The following is a 16,655-nucleotide window of genomic DNA, read 5'->3' on the forward strand; positions in this document are numbered from 1 at the left end:
CGCAGCCACGATATTCGCGATCATCACCTGGCTACGCACATAAGGGAGACACGGCCTAGTCGGTCACCCGGCCTGGGCGGGTGGCTGCCAGCCGTAATCGGTCGCAAGTCCGACGGCACCCAACCAGGTCGTGACCCCGAGCTTGGTGAGGATCGAGTTCACTCGGGCGTAGATGACGGCGGGTGACTGGGCGGACGTCCGCGCGATGTCGTGCGCGACCTCGCCCTCCATCAGCCGCGCGAGCACCGACGCCTCCTCGACGGAGAGCCGTGCGAAGCGGGTCTCGAGCTCGTGCTCGCGGCGGGCATGGTCCTCGGCCTCGTGCTGCAGCTGCACCCGCTGGGCGTCCGTCATCACCGGGTGGCCGGCGGTGAGCCGGTCGACGGCGGCGACCACGTCGGGGAGCGGCAGGGTCTTCGAGACCACGCCGCTCGCGCCGAGCTCCAGGCACCTCGCCCACTGGGCGTGGTCGTCGGACGCGGTCAGCACGGCCACCCGGATCCCCCGGCCGACCAGGTCTTCCAGCAGCCCGAAGGCGGACGGCCCGTCGGCGAGGTCCAGGTCGAGGACGGCGGCCGCCGGCGCCGCACGCTCAGCCGCGACCCAGGGCAGGCCGCCCCGGCCGGCCTCTGCCGCGGGGACCCAGTCGACGTCGTACCCGGCCAGGGACAGGGCGGTGCGCAACGACTCGGCGAACAGCGTGGGATCGTCCACGACCACGACGACGACATCAGTGGGCAAGGAGGGCCACTTCCCGTGCGCGGTCCTGCTGCTCGACCGGCTGGAGCCTGATCACGAACGCGGCTCCGACTTCGCGCTCGAGGTCCAGCTCCAGGGCGATACCGCGCCGGGCCAGGACCTCGTGGGCCATGGCGAGGCCGACCCCCTGGCCGGCCGAGCCCGGTCGGCTGTAGCCCCACTCGAAGATGCGGTCGCGCAGCTCCTGGGGTACTCCGGGGCCCTCGTCCGCGACGACGAGCTGGAGCTCGTCGTCGCGGACGCGGGTGAAGACGTGGACCGGGGAGCCCGGAGCGTGCTCGGCGGCGTTGTGGAGGAGGATGTTCAGGACCTCGGTGAGCTCGTCGGCATCCGCGACCACCTGGGCGTCGGAGGAGGCCCAGACCACCTGCTGGCCCTGGACGTTGCGTGCCGTCAACAGCGGTTGCAGGACCTCGTCGAGGTCGGCCAGCTGGGTCGAGTGCTTGGGGCCGGCGTGGACGAGCCGCTGGAGCCGCGCCGTCTCCTGGGCGAGCATCTCGGCGAGATGCTCCCGGTGCTGGCGCGTAAGGCGGTCCTCGTGCCGGATCAGGTCGGTCGCGGAGGCGATGCCCGCGATCGTGCCCTTGACCTCGTGCAGCTGCTCGACCCCCTCGCGCGCGCTGGCGCGGAGGGCGCGCAGCTGCTGCTGGAGCTCGACGACGGCGTCGTGGTCGTCGCGGACCGCCTGCCACAGGAGATCGAGCGCCGTGGACATCACCAGGACGCAGGTCGCGAGCGCACACCCGATGGCCACGACCGACCATCCGGCGTTGCCGGTCAGCTCGAGGGCTCGCAGGGAGCCGGAGACCGACCACAGCACCACGGCGGCCGCCAGCGGCTTGCGGGCCGAGGCCGGCAGGCCCGACTGCCGCCACACGGCGGCGGCGAGTGCGGCGCCGACGACGAGCAGGACGAGGCTGCCGTACTCGACCGCCCGGGTGGACGGCACGAAGGTGCCCGGCAGGAGCTCTCCGAGCCCCCGGAAGAGGATCAGCGCCACTCCGAACCCCACGCCCAGCGGGACCGGAGCGATCTCGACGTGTCGCGCCTCGGCGACCCGGACCAGCACGATCAACGCGAACCCGAGCCCGACCGCGCACCAGAGCATCACGGGCTCGGACAGCCCGGCGGAGCCGGTGGGTGCGACGAACATCGGGAAGCCCTGCACGCCGATCATCGTCATGGCGGCGGCGAACCAGGCGACGCCGGCCCGGTGGTAGAGACGGCACGCGATGCACAGGAAGACCGCGCAGGCGAGCGCGGTCGGCAGGAGGAGCTGTATCGAGATGGCCGCGGCCTGGCTCCAGGTGCGGCCGTCGGGCTGTGTCACCAGGATGCTGGCGTACGCCGCCAGCACCAGGAGTCCCACCAGGCACGTGCTCTTCATCGCGGCTCGACTTGCCGAGCGCTCTCTCTTCATCTTGGTCCCCGTTCCCCTCTCGGGGGAGAGCGTGCTCGTCCCCCAAGTCCCACGACGACATCCGTGACCCCGAGCACGGATGGTGCGTGCCGCAAGACGAGCGGCACCCTGGGTTCATTTCTAACCCGCAGCCGGAGATGCGCCGAGCGTTGACGGAAACCATGCCGAATTTTGGGGATAAGTGCGCAAATGTCGACTTCTGACGTCCGATTTGCACCGGGTTTTGCGGCGCGAGCGGGCTCGAAAGTGGGGCTCACCAGCCGCAGCCGCTCACCAGACGCCGAGTCGTGAGCGACGACCCGAAGAGGACGGCGAAAGCCATGTGGGGGAACACGGCATCACCGTGTGGGGCTCCCTCCCCAGCGGTGCGGCTGGTGAGCAGCACACACTCCCCACCTGCTCTCCCAGCATCCGTCACGTTCCGGCTCGGTGCATCACCAAATTGGGCCAAGCGACTCCTATGGTGGGAGGGATCTCGGGGGAGGGGGGAGGTGCTGCTGATGCGCATCCGGATGTGCCTCGTGCTGCTCGTCGCAGCATCCGGTCTTCCGGCCGCACTGCCGACCGGACCACACGGCGCGAGCTCGGCCGCGATCGCCGCGAGCCGTCCGGCTTCCAAGGGCATCACCACCGAGGCCGCGTTCCGCCGTGCCTGGGCCGACCCGACGCGGCGGCGGATCAACCTGCGTGCCGACCTGGTGCTGCGCAACTGCGCGGTCGGCGACCCGATCCGCGAGTCGCCGTACCCCCTGGAGCTGGACGGCAACGGGCACTCCATCCGCCAGTCCTGCTTCGAGAAGCGAGTGCTGCGACAGGACGGGACGGGATACCTCCGCATCCACGACATCCGCCTGAGTCGCGGCGGGTCCGACGGGCCGGGCGCGGCCCTCACGTCGCGCGGCGAGATCTCGCTCGCCGACTGCGAGATCATCCAGAACCTGGCCGAAGAGCCCGGCGGTGGGGTGTTCTCGATGCGTCGCGTCACCGCGCGTCGCTGCCACATCAACGGCAACCTGGCCAACGACGACGGCGGTGCCATCTACGCGCGGCGTGGGGGCGTCCAGGTCTACGACTCGGTCCTCAGCAACAACCTCGTCGACGGCTCCGGCGGAGCCATCGGCTCGACCGGCGACATCCTGGTGGTGCGCTCCATGGTCGACGGCAACACGACCGACGGCGACGGCGGTGCGTTGTACGCCGACGAGGACGGGGACGTGACCGTGATCGACTCCCTCATCGACGGCAGCGACGCGGACGGTCCGGGAGGCGCGATCTTCACCCTGGACGGGGATGTCGCCGTCGTCGGGTCCACTCTCAACGGCAACCGGGCCGACGACCGCGGCGGCGCCATCTCCGGCGAGGCCGACGTGCTGGTGGTCAACTCCAACATCGCCCGCAACCTCGCGGTCGCGCACGCCGGCGGCGGCATCTGGGCGCGGGGCAACCTCACCGTCGTGAACTCGACCATCACGCAGAACTACGCGGAGGGTGAGGGCGGCGGCATCCTCTCCGCCGGTCGGACGACGGTGGTCTCCTCGACCGTCGCCCGCAACATCGCTCCGGTCGCCGGCGACATCGGCAGCGCCCATCGGCTCGACGTGTTCGCCTCGATCATCGGGCCACCGGTGTGGGAAGGGGTCACCGGCGACACGATCCCGAGTCATCGCAGCTGCCGGGTCTACGACTCGCTGTCGCGCGGCTACAACTTCTACACGGAAGACTCCTGCGAGCTCGAGAGCCCGACCGACGTCCTGGGCGACGACCCCCAGGTGGTGCAGGTCGACGGGCACCCGCTGGGCTTCGTGCTGATGCCGTACGGCGACAGCCCCGTGCGTGCCCGCATCCCCAGCGGTTCTTGCCGTGGCGTGCTGCCCCGACCCCTGCCGGCGGGACAGCTGCTCGCCGGCTGGGTCGACTGGGGCCAGATCCTTGCCCGCGACACGCTCGGTCAGCTGCGCGACGTCGGCCTCCCGTGCGACATCGGCGCGGTGCAGTCGGCGCCGCCCGCGGTCGGCCTCCGGGCGCCCTGGCCGGTGACCCGTCCGACGGTGGATCCTGGACCGCCCGCCCGACGCACCGCTTCCTCGGCCCAGCGCGTCACCCGGCGCTCGGTGGTCACGCCGGCGGAGCAGTTGGCCAGGCTGGCGGCCCGGTTGCGCGGCCTGGAGCACGATGCGCGACGCTTCGGTCAGCTGCGCCGCTGCACGACGTACGTCGGGGTGCGGGAGGCGGGGGATCGCCAGCACCGCTGGGGGTTCCTGTACGACGAGCGCGACGGCACCGGGATCGACCGTCGACCAGCCCTGGTGCGCGCGCCGCTTCGCCGATCCGACGCCGTGCTCCTGCGACTGGCGACGACGCCTCGGTGCCTGAGCGCGGCGCCCGACCCCAACGGCACCGGCGAGGACGCCCGCCGGGCCACGCCGTCGCTCGCACAGCTCGAGCGGCTGGCGAAGCGGGTCGAGCGGACGGCGGCGCGCTTCGACCGCTGGGAGTCGTGCCTGTCGTGGCTGCCCGTCACCGAGGACGGCGACCCCGGCCAGGACCTCGGCTTCCTCGGCACCCGCAGACGGCACCTGCCGGCGATCTGGATCGACACGAGCGAGCGTGACGACCCGGACTACCAGCTCCTGGTCCGTTCGCGCAGGTGCGACTCCGAGCCGGGCGAGTCCGTCGACCGGGTCGCCCGGCGGGACGCCGACGGCCGGCTCGCGGCCCTCCGGGAGGACGTCGAGGACCTGGTCGACCCGGTCGGGGAGATCACCCAGTTCGACGAGTGCATGTACACCGTCGGCCTGCAGCAGCGCCCCGGTTACCTCTACCGCGACCGGCGCGGTCACCGGTCGCGGCGACCCGCGCTCTCGTTCGACCTGCGGGGACCTCGGCTGCCCGCGATCAGCGTGATGGCGACGTCGGGGGAGGAGCCGCCCCAGATCGAGTGCAACGAGGACGCCGCGTCGGCAAATGATGAGGACGAGTGACGACGACGAGTAGCTGTCGGTGGGCCGCCGTAGACTCGTGGTCTGACCCCCTGTCACTCGTTGACCGGGGGCTCTCGTGCTGTCCCTACCACCAGCATCCGCGCCACCGATGGAGTCCTTGTGCAGCTGTCCGGCCACCTCGCGGGCATCGCCGATGCCGTTCTCGCCGATCCCACGCTGACCCAGACGATGGCGGACGCTCGAGGCGGTGTGGTGCCGACCCTGGACCTCACCGGGCCCGAGGCGATGCGGCCGTACGTCGTCGCCGGCCTGGTCCGCGAGGGCCGGACCGTCCTCGCCGTGACCGCGACCTCCCGCGACGCGGAGGACCTGGTGGCGTCGCTCGCGGACCTGGTCGACCCGGCGCTCGTCGGCTACTACCCGAGCTGGGAGACGCTGCCCCACGAGCGGCTGAGCCCGCGCAGCGACACGGTCGGTCGCCGGCTCGCGGTCCTGCGCCGGCTCAGGCATCCGGGCACGGACGCGTCCAACGGGCCGCTCCGGGTGGTCGTCGCGCCGGTCCGGTCGGTGCTGCAGCCGCAGGTCAAGGGGCTGGCCGACCTCGAGCCGGTCGAGCTGGTGGCCGGTGACACCGCGCCGCTCGAGGACGTCGTACGCCGTCTGGCCGCCGCGGCTTACTCGCGCGTCGACCTGGTCGAGAAGCGTGGCGAGTTCGCGGTGCGCGGCGGCATCGTCGACGTGTTCCCGCCGACCGAGGAGCACCCGCAGCGGGTGGAGTTCTGGGGCGACGACGTCGAGGAGATCCGCACCTTCTCCGTCGCCGACCAACGCACGCTCGACAAGGTCGAGCGACTCTGGGCTCCGCCGTGCCGCGAGCTGCTGCTGACCGACGAGGTGCGTGAGCGAGCCGCCGAGCTCGGCCGCCAGCATCCCCAGCTCCTCGAGCTCACCGACAAGATCGCCGCCGGCATCGCCGTCGAGGGCATGGAGTCGCTCGCGCCGGTGCTCGTCGACGAGATGGAGCTGCTTGTCGATCTGATGCCCGACGACACCCACGTGGTCGTGCTCGACCCCGAGCGGGCGCGCAGCCGGGCGCACGACCTGGTGGCGACGAGCGAGGAGTTCCTGGGCGCGAGCTGGGCGGCCGCCGCCGGTGGCGGTACGGCGCCGATCGACCTGGGAGCGGCGTCCTACCGCGCCATCGCCGACATCCGCGAGCACACGCTCGCGCAGGGCAAGGCCTGGTGGTCGGTCAGCCCCTTCGGGATCGAGTCGGAAGCAGAGTCCGACGTCGACGTCATCGCCGGTGCCGTGGTCAGCCGCGGCCTCCCGGCCAAGCCGGCCGATGCCTACCGGGGCGAGATGGAGCGCGCGATAGCCGACATCGCGGGCTGGCGGCGCGACGGCTACCGGGTCGTCGTCGTGCACGCGGGCCACGGCCCGGCCGAGCGGATGCGCGAGGTGCTGGCCGAGCACGACCTGGCCGCCCGGGTGGTCGAGGAGGTCGCCACCGCGGCCGACCTGACCGACGCGGTCGTCACGGTCACCTGCGGCGCCGCCGTGCACGGGTTCGTCGACGAGACCAACCGCCTCGCCGTCCTGACCGGTGAGGACCTCTCGGGCCAGAAGGCCTCGACCCGTGACATGCGGCGGATGCCGGCTCGCCGCAAGAAGCAGATCGACCCGCTCGAGCTGAGCGCCGGCGACTACGTCGTCCACGAGCAGCACGGTGTCGGCCGGTTCGTCGAGATGAAGCAGCGCGAGGTCGGGGGAGCGGTGCGCGAGTACCTCGTCCTCGAGTACGGCGCCAGCAAGCGCGGCGGCCCGCCCGACCGGCTCTACGTCCCGGCGGACGCGCTCGACCAGGTGACGCGCTACGTCGGTGGTGAGTCGCCGTCGCTCGACCGGCTCGGCGGCGCCGACTGGTCCAAGCGCAAGAACCGTGCCCGCAAGGCCGTCCGCGAGATCGCGGCGGAGCTGATCAAGCTGTACGCCGCCCGGCAGGCCACCCAGGGCTACGCGTTCGGGCCCGACACGCCGTGGCAGGGCGAGCTCGAGGATGCGTTCCCCTTCCACGAGACGCCCGACCAGCTGAGCACGGTCGACGAGGTCAAGGGCGACATGATGCGCACCGTCCCGATGGACCGGCTGGTCTGCGGCGACGTCGGCTACGGCAAGACCGAGATCGCGGTGCGCGCGGCGTTCAAGGCCGTGCAGGACGGCAAGCAGGTCGCGGTGCTGGTGCCGACGACGCTGCTGGTGACCCAGCACCTGAGCACGTTCAGCGAGCGGATGAGCGGCTTCCCCGTCGTGCTCAAGGGACTGAGCCGATTCCAGACCGACGCCGAGGCTCGCGAGGTGATCGCCGGGCTCGCGGAGGGCTCCGTCGACATCGTGGTCGGCACCCACCGGCTGCTCAACCCCGACATCCGGATGAAGGACCTCGGCCTGATCATCGTCGACGAGGAGCAGCGCTTCGGCGTCGAGCACAAGGAGCAGATGAAGCGGCTCCGCACCTCGGTCGACGTGCTGTCGATGTCGGCGACGCCGATCCCGCGCACGCTCGAGATGGCGATCACCGGCATCCGCGAGATGTCGACGATCACGACCCCACCGGAGGAGCGGCACCCGGTGCTGACCTACGTCGGTGCCTACGAGGACCGGCAGATCGTCGCCGCCGTACGCCGCGAGCTGCTGCGCGAGGGCCAGGTCTTCTACATCCACAACCGGGTCAACTCGATCGAGAAGGCCGCCTCCCGGATCACCGAGCTGGTGCCCGAGGCGCGGGTCGCGGTCGCGCACGGGCAGATGGGGGAGCACCAGCTCGAGCAGGTGATGCTCGACTTCTGGGAGAAGCGCTTCGATGTCCTGGTGTGCACGACGATCGTCGAGTCCGGCCTCGACGTCTCCAACGCCAACACGATGATCATCGAGCGCTCGGACACGCTCGGCCTCTCCCAGCTGCACCAGCTCCGTGGCCGGGTCGGCCGGTCGCGGGAGCGGGCCTACGCCTACTTCCTCTACCCGCCGGAGAAGCCGCTGACCGAGACCGCCCACGAGCGGCTCGCGACGCTGGCGCAGCACTCCGACCTCGGCGGCGGCATGGCGATCGCGATGAAGGACCTCGAGATCCGCGGCGCGGGCAACCTGCTCGGCGGCGAGCAGTCCGGTCACATCGCCGACGTCGGGTTCGACCTCTACGTGCGCCTGGTCGGCGAGGCCGTCGCAGAGTTCAAGGGCGACGGGGGCGAGCCGGAGCTCAACGAGGTCCGGGTCGAGCTGCCGGTCGACGCCCACCTGCCGCACGGCTACATCACGAGCGAGCGGCTCCGGCTGGAGATGTACAAGCGGCTGGCCGAGGTGCGCTCCGACGACGACGTCGACAAGATCAACGAGGAGATGCTGGACCGCTACGGCGAGCCGCCGGTGGAGGTCATCTCGCTGCTGCTGGTCGCGCGGTTTCGGGCGCGAGCGAGGCAGGCCGGCGTCGGCGAGATCACGATCGCGGGACGCAACGTGCGGTTTGCGCCGGTCGACCTGCCCGACTCGCGGGTCGTCCGGCTCAACCGGATGTACCCGAAGTCCATCGTCAAGGCGCCGGTCAGCACGATCCTGGTCCCGCGACCCCAGACCTCCGGCATCGGAGGTCAGCCGATCTCGGGCATCGCCCTGCTTGAATGGGCCCGGCACGTGATCGACTCCGTGATCGACCCCCAGGAGAACAAGTGACGCGAGTGTTCCGAGTGGCTGCCCTGGCAGCGGTCTCTGTCGTGCTGCTGACCGGCTGCGGCGCCGTACCCGACCTCAACCCGGGGATCGCCGTCCGGGTCGACGACGAGAAGGTGTCGACGCGGGATCTCAAGGATCTGGCGACCGACTACTGCTCGGCGCTGTCGTCGGGAGAGCAGGCCGGTGGAGCCGTGCCCCACCACTTCGTCTACGGGCTCTCCGCCAGCAGCCTCGGGCTGCGCTCGGCCGCGTCGCAGCTGATGGCCGAGCACGGTGTCACCCCGGACGCGTCGTACGACAAGACGGTCGAGCAGGCCAAGACGGAGCAGCTCGCCAGTCTGGACGAGGCTCAGCGCGCCGCGGTCATCGAGGTCGGGGCCGCGTCGATCTACGTGTCGGCGGCCGAGACCTCGGTGGGCCGCAAGGTGCTTGGCGGTACGCCGTCCGACGAGGACGCGCTGGCCGCCGGCCAGAAGGCGCTCGTCGCCTGGATCGACGACCACGACGTCCAGGTCGACCCCAAGTACGGCGTCTCGATCGACACCGGCGCGGCGGTCCTCTCCGACACCTCGGTCTCCTACGCGGTCAGCGACGTCGCGAAGGCCGGCCAGGCCGAGCAGCCGGACAACGCTCTCGCGGCGGCGCTGCCCGAGAGCCAACGCTGCGGCTGATGGCCTCCTCCGGCGAGCCGCTCCTCGAGTTCCTCGAGGTGATGCGGCGGCTGCGTGCCGAGTGCGCGTGGAAGGCCGGGCAGACGCACCGGTCGCTGGTCCGCTACCTCCTCGAGGAGACCCACGAGACCATCGAGGCGATCGAGTCCGGGGACCCCGACCACCTCCGCGAGGAGCTCGGCGACCTGCTGCTGCAGGTCTACTTCCACGCCTTGATCGCCGAGGAGGCGGGGGAGTTCACGATCGACGACGTGGCGGCCGGCATCATCGCCAAGATGCGCCGCCGCAACCCGCACGTGTTCGAGCCCGATGCCGACTCGCCGACCGACCCCGCCGAGATCGATGCGGCCTGGCAGCAGATCAAGGCCGAGGAGAAGCAGCGCACCTCGGCCACCGACGGGATCCCACCCACCCTGCCCGCGCTGCTGTACGCCGACAAGGTGCTCGGTCGCCTGGAGCGGGCCGCCCCGGTGGTCGAGCCGGTCGAGACCTCGATGGTCGAGCGGGTCGAGACCCCCGCAGCCGACCCGACGTCGATCGGCGACCGCCTCCTGGCCCTCGTCGCCGAGGCCCGCGAGACAGGTGTCGACCCCGAGCAGGCGCTGCGCGACGCCGTACGGCGGCTGCTGTGAGTGGTGGGCCGCGGCCCGTTCGCCTACTGGCCCTCCGAGACCTGCTCGATCGTGAGTGAGGCGTTGACGTTGGGCTCGATCCCGCCGGCCAGCGTCTGCAACGTGACCGCCGCGGCGGACGTGTAGTTGCGAAGCTCGAGCAGGTCGCCGGACGACAGCTGTACGAACGCTTCTCCCACGGTCTGCTGGGTGCCGGCGCCGGAGCCGTAGGTGCTCCCCGGAGAAGGCACGCCGTTGACGAAGAGCGTGAACTGGTTGGGCTCGACGCCCGAGACGATGAACCGGACGCGATAGAGACCGTTCTCGTCCGCGACGATGGCCGAGGTGCCCGGAGCGTGGGTGAATCCGATGAGCGGGCCCTCCTGGCCGAAGGCGACGGCGCCCAGGATCGGCACGATCTGCGGGCCGGTGCTGTACAAGTAGGCGGCGTTGTTGGGGGCGGCGGCGCCGGTGGCGCCGGTCGCACCCGCGGCGCCGGTGGGACCCGTGGGACCCGTCGCGCCGGTCGCCCCAGCGGGTCCGGTGGCGCCGGTCGCCCCAGCGGGTCCGGTGGCGCCGGTCGGTCCGATGTCTCCGGCGGCGCCGGTGGCGCCGGTCGCGCCGACAGGCCCGGTCGGGCCGGCGGGCCCGATGTCGCCGGCGGGTCCGGTGGCGCCTGCGGGTCCGGTGGCGCCGGTCGGTCCGGCCGGACCGGTGGCACCCTGCACGCCCTGCGGGCCGGGCTTGCCCTCGCCCCGGCGGACCGGTCGGGTCCAGCGGATGTGGTCCTCGCCGCGACGGCACTCCGCAACCTTCTGGACGATCCGGATCTTGCCGGGCTCGACGCTGAAGCAAGCGCTGATCACGCGGCGGTCCTGCGGCGACCTGTCCGCGGCGCCGGCAGACCCGGCAGTGCCGACGACGGTGGTCAGGGCCAGGGTGGCGAGAGACAGGGACGCGAGGGTGCGGGGCCGGGAGAAGGTCACCGACTCACGCTAGGGAAACAACGGACGATTCGTAGCCGAATCGGGAGATCGAGCCTGCCGGCATTCGCCGTCAGCCGTACGACGGCGCCTGGACGTCCGCCATCGACGGGTCCAGCTCGACGCCCCTGGCGAGGTGCTCCTCGGCCTCGTCGGTCTCGCCGAGGTGCAGGAGGGCGAACCCGAGACGCATGTGCGCGGCCGCGAGGTCGGGGTCGATCGCCAGGGCGCGACGATAGAGGTCGACCGCCGCCTCGAGATCCTCGCCCTCGAGGACGATGCCCTTGTTGTAGAGGGCCGAGGTGAAGTCGGGGTCGGTCTTCAGGGCCGCGTCGTACTGCTTGATCGCCAGCGCGTCGTCCCCGGCGTCCTGGGCCAACAGACCGAGGTTGTAGTGGGCGTAGACGTTGTCCGGGTCCAGCTCCAGCACGTTCTCGAAGGTGGCCCGGGCCTTCGCGTCGTCGCCCCCGTCGAGCTGCTGCAGCGCCGTCTGGACCAGGGTGTCCGCGGCGGACAGGCTGGCCGAGGACGAGGCTGCCGACGACGGCTCCTTGTCGGCGTCGTCGCCGCTGCATCCGGTGACGACGAGGACGCTCAGCAGCGCGAGTACGGCGAGGGTGGGTCGAGGCACGCGGGTCAGTGTAGGAGGGTGCGCTCGCGTGCGAAGGCGAGGTTCTGCTCGACGCGTGGCCGCTCCTGCGGCGGCAGCTCCGGGTCCGCGAGCACGGTCTGGGCCAGAGTGGCCGACTCGGCGTACCGGCCCACCCAGTAGCTCGAGATCGACAGCTCGTCGCGGGCTCGCCAGCCGTAGCACGCGGGAAGCACGAAGAGGATGTCGTCCGTCGGTGCCAGCTGGACCGCCCGGGTCGCGAAGACGTGGGCCAGCTCGTGCCGGCCGCGCTCGCGGAGATGGCGGGCCAGCTCGACGAGAGTCTCCGCGCGTCCCGGGCGGCGTTCGAACGCCGTCAGGTAGGCCGCGAGCACCTCCCGGTCGTCGTCCGCGAGCCGATCGCGCAGCACCGCCACCTGCAGCAGCGAGTACCAGACCTCCTCCTCCCAGCCGCCCAGGGATGCCCGGTGCTCGTAGGCCCCCACGGCCTGCCGGTCCCGGCCGAGATCGCGCAGCGTCTGGGCGCGGTAGAAGACATAGCGTGCGTTGTCGGGCTCGGCGGCGAGGCCGCGCTCCAGAAGCGCGAGATCGCGCTCGAACTTGCCCTGGCGGCTGGAGCCCTCCGCATGATCGCGGAACCAGACCCCGCCGAGGGTCGGCCGGTCGGTGGAGCCGACGTCGAGGTACTCGTGGGTGACGCCCTCGTAGCGCGCCGGGGCGTCGACTCGCACGAGTCTCACGTTGGCGTAGTGGAGGCCGCTGGCCCGCTGGTCGAGGAGGTAGGCGTCCGCGGTCAGTGAGTCGCGGAAGGCGGTGTCCTCGACCACGAGCTCCATGTCGGCGTCGCACAGCAGGAGGTAGTCGACGCCGTACGCCGCGGCGGTGTCACGCGCCGCGGCGAGGGATTCGTTGCGGGCCTGGGCGAAGTCGTCGAAGCGTCCGTGGGTCACCCGGCCGGGCACGCCGTACCGCTCGAAGAACGACCGGACGATCTCGGCCGTGCCGTCGGTCGAGCCGGTGTCGTGGATCGCGTAGGCGTCGATCCAGGGAGCCGCGGCCGCCAGGCAGCGCTCGATGATGCCGGCCTCGTCCTTGACGATCATGGTCAGGCAGAGCCTGGCTCGGGTTTCGGCCACGGCCACGGAGTCTAGGGAAAGCGGGCCGGACCTGCTTCGGGCTAGGGTCGCGCCATGTCTCGGGTGCTGATCGTGGAGGACGACCTGGACGTGCGCGACTGGATCGCGCACTGCATGCTCCAGGACGGCGACGAGATCCGCGGGGTGCCCGACGGTCGCCGGCTGCGCGGCCTCCACGCCGACGAGCCCGACTACCGCCCGGACCTGGTGCTGATGGACTACGCGCTGCCGGACACCGACGGCGTCGCGCTCCTGGAGGAGCTGCACGTCATCTGGCCGGAGGTGCCCGCCGTCTTCGTGACCGTGCAGTGGACCGGCGAGGTGATCGAGCGGATCGCCCGCACCGGCTACGAACGCATTGCCAAGCCGTTCAACCCCGACGACCTGCGTGCAGCCGCGCGCCGGGCGCTCGCGGAGCGGGGGAGCCAGGGGTGAACCGGGTACGCCTGCTCGACCTGGGAGCGTTCGCGGGGTACTTCGTCCTCGCGGCCTACCTCGGGCGGCAGGCGGTGATCCCGGGCAGCGCGATCGCGCTCGTGTGGCCGGCAGCCGGCGTCGCCGCGGCGTGGCTGGCGGTGACCGGGTGGCGCCGGTGGGTCATCGTGGATGCCACGTGCGTCTTCGTCCTCTCCTGGGCGGTCTACCTCCTGATCGGGTCCTCCGGAGGTGTCGCGTTCAGCCTCGCGCTCGCGACGGTCGTCCAGGCGCTGGTGTTCGGTCTGCTGGTCAGCCGGTGGGTGCCCGACTGGTGGGGCTTCGGCGCGGACCCGCCGCCCGGGGTGCAGCGGCTGCGCGAGCTCGGCCTCCTGCTGGCGGCCGCCCTCGCCTCCGCGGTGGTCTCGGGAGCGGTCGGTCCTGCGTCGATCTTCTTCGCCACCGACGCCGACTGGTCCGTGATCGTGTCCTGGATCGTGCGCAACTCGGTCGGCATCGTCGCGATCTTCCCGCTGTCGCTGCTCGCGCGGAACGCCGCGAGGTCCGACACGTCGCAGGTCGCCCCGGCGCCGTTCGGCCCGTACCGCAGCAGCCTGGTCGAGTTCGTCGCGCTCGTCGTCGTCAGCGTCGCCGCGTGCTGGCTGATCTTCGGTGTCAACAACGGACTGCCGATCCCGTTCCTGCTGCTCGCGACCTCGGCCTGGGCCGGCACCCGGTTCTCCCCGTGGGTCGCCGACCTCCACGCGCTCCTGCTGGTGACCGGAGTGGTCGTCTGCACGGTGCTCGACCGGGGTCCCTTCGCCGGCATCGCCGATCCGGTCAACGAGGTGCTCGTCGTCCAGGCGTACGTCGGCGTGGTGGTCGTGCTGACCCTGGCGCTGTCCGTCGGGCGGCGCGAGAGCCTCGCGCTCCACCAGCGGCTCGCGGCGTCCGAGCACGCCGCGACCGAGCAGGCCACGACCATGCGCACGATCCTGGACACGATGGCCGACGGCGTCAGCGTCGTCGACGCGACCGGTCAGGTCGTGCTCCGCAACCCGGCGGCCGGGCTGCTCGTCGGCGACGTCCAGGTGGACGAGCACGGGGCCGTCGACGTGGGCCGCTACGACATGCGGCACGCCGACGGCACCTCCGTGACCGCCGACGACTCGCCGATCGCCCTGGCGCTGTCCGGCAAGACGATCGATCACCTCGACCTCTTCGTGCGCAACCCGTCGGCACCCGACGGGCGGATGGTCGAGGTGACGGCCCGCCCGATCCCGGACAGCGACCCGCCGCTGGTCGTGATCGTCTTCCACGATGTCACCGCGGACCGCCGCGAGCGCGACGAGCTGGCGTCGTTCGCAGGCGTCGTCGCGCACGACCTGCTCAACCCGCTGACGGTCGTCGAGGGCTGGTCCGAGACGCTGCTCGAGACGGCGCGGGCCGGCATCGTCGTACCGCCCGAGAAGCAGGCCGAGCAGCTCGACCGCATCCAACGGGCGGCGCAGCGGATGCAGCACCTGATCAGCGACCTGCTCGCCTACACGACCGCCCGCGACCTGCGGATCACGCCGGTGCGAGTCGACCTGCGGACGATGGTGGGCGACATCGCCCGGGCGCGCGTCGAGGCCAGCCGGGTCAGCGAGGGCCCGCAGCCGCTCATCACCATCGACCCGACGCTCCCCGACGTGCTCGCCGAGCCGGTGTTGCTCCGGCAGGTGATCGACAACCTCGTCGGCAACGCGGTCAAGTACGTCGCGCCGGACGTGTGTCCCGAGATCGAGGTGCGCGGCCGAGTGGTCGACGGCGACGACGGACCGATGGTGCTGATCGAGGTCGTCGACAACGGCATCGGCATCCCGCAGGAGCAGCAGTTCCGCGTCTTCGACACCTTCCACCGCGCCCACCGCGACGGCTACCGCGGCACCGGCCTCGGACTGTCCATCGTCAAGCGGATCGTGGAGCGGCACGGCGGGACTGCCTCGGCCGCCGCCAACGACGGTCGCGGCGGGACCACGATGCGGGTCACCTTCCCAGCGGCCGACCTGCGCTGATCGCCGCGTCCGCTCGCCACTAGGCTGGCCCCATGGCATCCATCGAAGCTGTCGGCGCCCGCGAGATCCTCGACTCCCGAGGCAACCCCACCGTCGAGGTCGAGGTGCTCCTCGACGACGGCTCGTTCGCCCGGGCGATGGTGCCCAGCGGCGCCTCCACCGGCGCGTTCGAGGCAGTCGAGCTGCGCGACGGCGGCGACAGGTACGGCGGCAAGGGTGTGGGCAAGGCGGTCGATGCCGTGATCCATACGATCGCCCCGGCCATCGAGGGCCTCGCCGCCGACGACCAGCGGCTCGTCGACCAGTCCATGCTCCAGCTCGACGGCACGCCCAACAAGGCCAACCTCGGCGCCAACGCGATCCTCGGCGTCTCGCTCGCGGTCGCGCGCGCGGCCGCCGACTCGGCCGGCCTCCCGCTCTACCGCTACGTCGGTGGTCCGAACGCCCACCTGCTGCCGGTGCCGATGATGAACATCCTCAACGGCGGCTCGCACGCGGACTCCAACGTCGACGTCCAGGAGTTCATGATCGCGCCGATCGGCGCCCCGACGTTCCGCGAGGCGCTGCGCTCCGGCGCGGAGGTCTACCACGCCCTCAAGTCGGTCCTGAAGCAGAAGGGCCTCTCGACCGGCCTCGGCGACGAGGGTGGCTTCGCGCCCAACCTCGACAGCAACCGCGCCGCGCTCGACCTGATCGCCGAGGCCGTCGCGACCACCGGCCTGACCCTCGGCAAGGACATCGCGCTGGCGATGGACGTCGCCGCCTCTGAGTTCTTCAAGGACGGGTCCTACGCCTTCGAGGGCGGCTCCAAGTCGGCCGAGGAGATGACCGCCTACTACGCCGACCTGGTCGCGTCGTACCCCATCGTCTCGATCGAGGACCCGCTCGACGAGGACGACTGGGACGGCTGGAAGGCCATCACCGACCTGCTGGGCACCAAGACCCAGCTCGTCGGCGACGACCTCTTCGTCACCAATGTCGAGCGGCTGCAGCGGGGCATCTCCGGTGGCCAGGCCAACGCCCTGCTGGTGAAGGTCAACCAGATCGGCACGCTCACCGAGACCCTCGACTCCGTGGAGCTCGCGCACCGCAGCGGCTACCGCTGCATGATGAGCCACCGTTCGGGCGAGACCGAGGACACCACGATCGCCGACCTCGCGGTCGCCGTGAACTGCGGGCAGATCAAGACCGGTGCCCCGGCGCGGTCGGACCGGGTCGCGAAGTACAACCAGCTGCTGCGGATCGAGGACGAGCTCGGAGATGCTGCGCGCTACTCCGGCGCGTCGGCGTTCCCTCGCTACGGTGCCTGAGCGACCCTAGGAG

At 71.5% G+C, this 16,655-nt stretch carries 12 protein-coding genes; 7 read left to right on the forward strand and 5 right to left on the reverse strand.

Annotated elements, in window-relative coordinates; translation table 11 throughout:
• Positions 1–63: 63 nt before the first annotated feature.
• Together ABEA33_RS09895 and ABEA33_RS09900 are read right to left on the reverse strand one after the other, a co-directional pair.
• A complete protein-coding gene (locus tag ABEA33_RS09895; protein WP_345526599.1) occupies positions 64–741 on the reverse strand; it encodes a response regulator in 678 nt (225 codons plus the stop codon).
• Positions 731–2,146, reverse strand: coding sequence for a sensor histidine kinase (locus tag ABEA33_RS09900; protein WP_345526600.1), 1,416 nt, complete (start codon positions 2,144–2,146; stop codon positions 731–733). The genes ABEA33_RS09895 and ABEA33_RS09900 overlap by 11 nt, the downstream gene beginning before the upstream one ends.
• A gap of 533 nt (positions 2,147–2,679) precedes the next feature.
• Between ABEA33_RS09900 and ABEA33_RS09905 the strand changes: the two genes are divergently transcribed.
• The 4 genes from ABEA33_RS09905 to ABEA33_RS09920 all read left to right on the forward strand — a co-directional run bounded on the left by ABEA33_RS09905 (position 2,680) and on the right by ABEA33_RS09920 (position 10,153).
• On the forward strand, positions 2,680–5,160 hold the full coding sequence (locus tag ABEA33_RS09905; protein ID WP_345526601.1) for a hypothetical protein: 2,481 nt from the start codon (positions 2,680–2,682) through the stop codon (positions 5,158–5,160).
• A gap of 189 nt (positions 5,161–5,349) precedes the next feature.
• Positions 5,350–8,850: a transcription-repair coupling factor gene (mfd, locus tag ABEA33_RS09910; RefSeq protein WP_345526652.1), complete on the forward strand. Its 3,501-nt coding sequence runs from the start codon at positions 5,350–5,352 to the stop codon at positions 8,848–8,850.
• Positions 8,847–9,521 carry a hypothetical protein gene (locus tag ABEA33_RS09915; RefSeq protein WP_345526602.1) on the forward strand — a complete coding sequence of 225 codons (675 nt, stop codon included), beginning with the start codon at positions 8,847–8,849 and terminating at the stop codon, positions 9,519–9,521. The genes mfd and ABEA33_RS09915 overlap by 4 nt, the downstream gene beginning before the upstream one ends.
• Positions 9,521–10,153, forward strand: coding sequence for a nucleoside triphosphate pyrophosphohydrolase (locus ABEA33_RS09920; RefSeq protein ID WP_345526603.1), 633 nt, complete (start codon positions 9,521–9,523; stop codon positions 10,151–10,153). Before ABEA33_RS09915 ends, ABEA33_RS09920 begins: the two co-directional genes overlap by 1 nt.
• Before the next feature lie 23 nt (positions 10,154–10,176).
• Here ABEA33_RS09920 and ABEA33_RS09925 read toward each other — a convergent pair whose 3' ends face one another.
• The 3 genes from ABEA33_RS09925 to ABEA33_RS09935 form a co-directional block, all read right to left on the reverse strand.
• A complete protein-coding gene (locus ABEA33_RS09925; protein ID WP_345526604.1) occupies positions 10,177–11,118 on the reverse strand; it encodes a collagen-like protein in 942 nt (313 codons plus the stop codon).
• A gap of 70 nt (positions 11,119–11,188) precedes the next feature.
• On the reverse strand, positions 11,189–11,746 hold the full coding sequence (locus ABEA33_RS09930) for a tetratricopeptide repeat protein (protein WP_345526605.1): 558 nt from the start codon (positions 11,744–11,746) through the stop codon (positions 11,189–11,191).
• A gap of 5 nt (positions 11,747–11,751) precedes the next feature.
• The gene (locus tag ABEA33_RS09935; protein WP_345526606.1) at positions 11,752–12,861 is read right to left on the reverse strand and encodes a glycosyltransferase; all 1,110 of its coding nucleotides are present in this window, start codon (positions 12,859–12,861) and stop codon (positions 11,752–11,754) included.
• 54 nt (positions 12,862–12,915) lie between these two features.
• Between ABEA33_RS09935 and ABEA33_RS09940 the strand changes: the two genes are divergently transcribed.
• The 3 genes from ABEA33_RS09940 to eno are packed head-to-tail and all read left to right on the forward strand — an operon-like array spanning position 12,916 to position 16,642.
• Positions 12,916–13,296, forward strand: a complete 381-nt coding sequence (locus ABEA33_RS09940) for a response regulator (RefSeq protein ID WP_345526607.1) — start codon at positions 12,916–12,918, stop codon at positions 13,294–13,296.
• Positions 13,293–15,332, forward strand: coding sequence for an ATP-binding protein (locus tag ABEA33_RS09945; RefSeq protein ID WP_345526608.1), 2,040 nt, complete (start codon positions 13,293–13,295; stop codon positions 15,330–15,332). Before ABEA33_RS09940 ends, ABEA33_RS09945 begins: the two co-directional genes overlap by 4 nt.
• A gap of 32 nt (positions 15,333–15,364) precedes the next feature.
• The gene (eno, locus tag ABEA33_RS09950) at positions 15,365–16,642 is read left to right on the forward strand and encodes a phosphopyruvate hydratase (RefSeq protein ID WP_345526609.1); all 1,278 of its coding nucleotides are present in this window, start codon (positions 15,365–15,367) and stop codon (positions 16,640–16,642) included.
• Positions 16,643–16,655 lie beyond the last annotated feature (13 nt).

Source organism: Nocardioides endophyticus (genome assembly GCF_039543845.1).
In the GTDB taxonomy this organism is placed as follows: domain Bacteria; phylum Actinomycetota; class Actinomycetes; order Propionibacteriales; family Nocardioidaceae; genus Nocardioides; species Nocardioides endophyticus.

Bases quoted from the DNA above. Each gene is read 5' to 3' on its own strand.
- ABEA33_RS09900 (WP_345526600.1), bottom strand. From the start codon at position 2,146: ATGAAGAGCACGTGCCTGGTGGGACTCCTGGTGCTGGCGGCGTACGCC.
- ABEA33_RS09905 (WP_345526601.1), top strand. From the start codon at position 2,680: ATGCGCATCCGGATGTGCCTCGTGCTGCTCGTCGCAGCATCCGGTCTT.
- mfd (WP_345526652.1), top strand. From the start codon at position 5,350: ATGGCGGACGCTCGAGGCGGTGTGGTGCCGACCCTGGACCTCACCGGG.
- ABEA33_RS09920 (WP_345526603.1), top strand. From the start codon at position 9,521: ATGGCCTCCTCCGGCGAGCCGCTCCTCGAGTTCCTCGAGGTGATGCGG.
- ABEA33_RS09940 (WP_345526607.1), top strand. From the start codon at position 12,916: ATGTCTCGGGTGCTGATCGTGGAGGACGACCTGGACGTGCGCGACTGG.
- eno (WP_345526609.1), top strand. From the start codon at position 15,365: ATGGCATCCATCGAAGCTGTCGGCGCCCGCGAGATCCTCGACTCCCGA.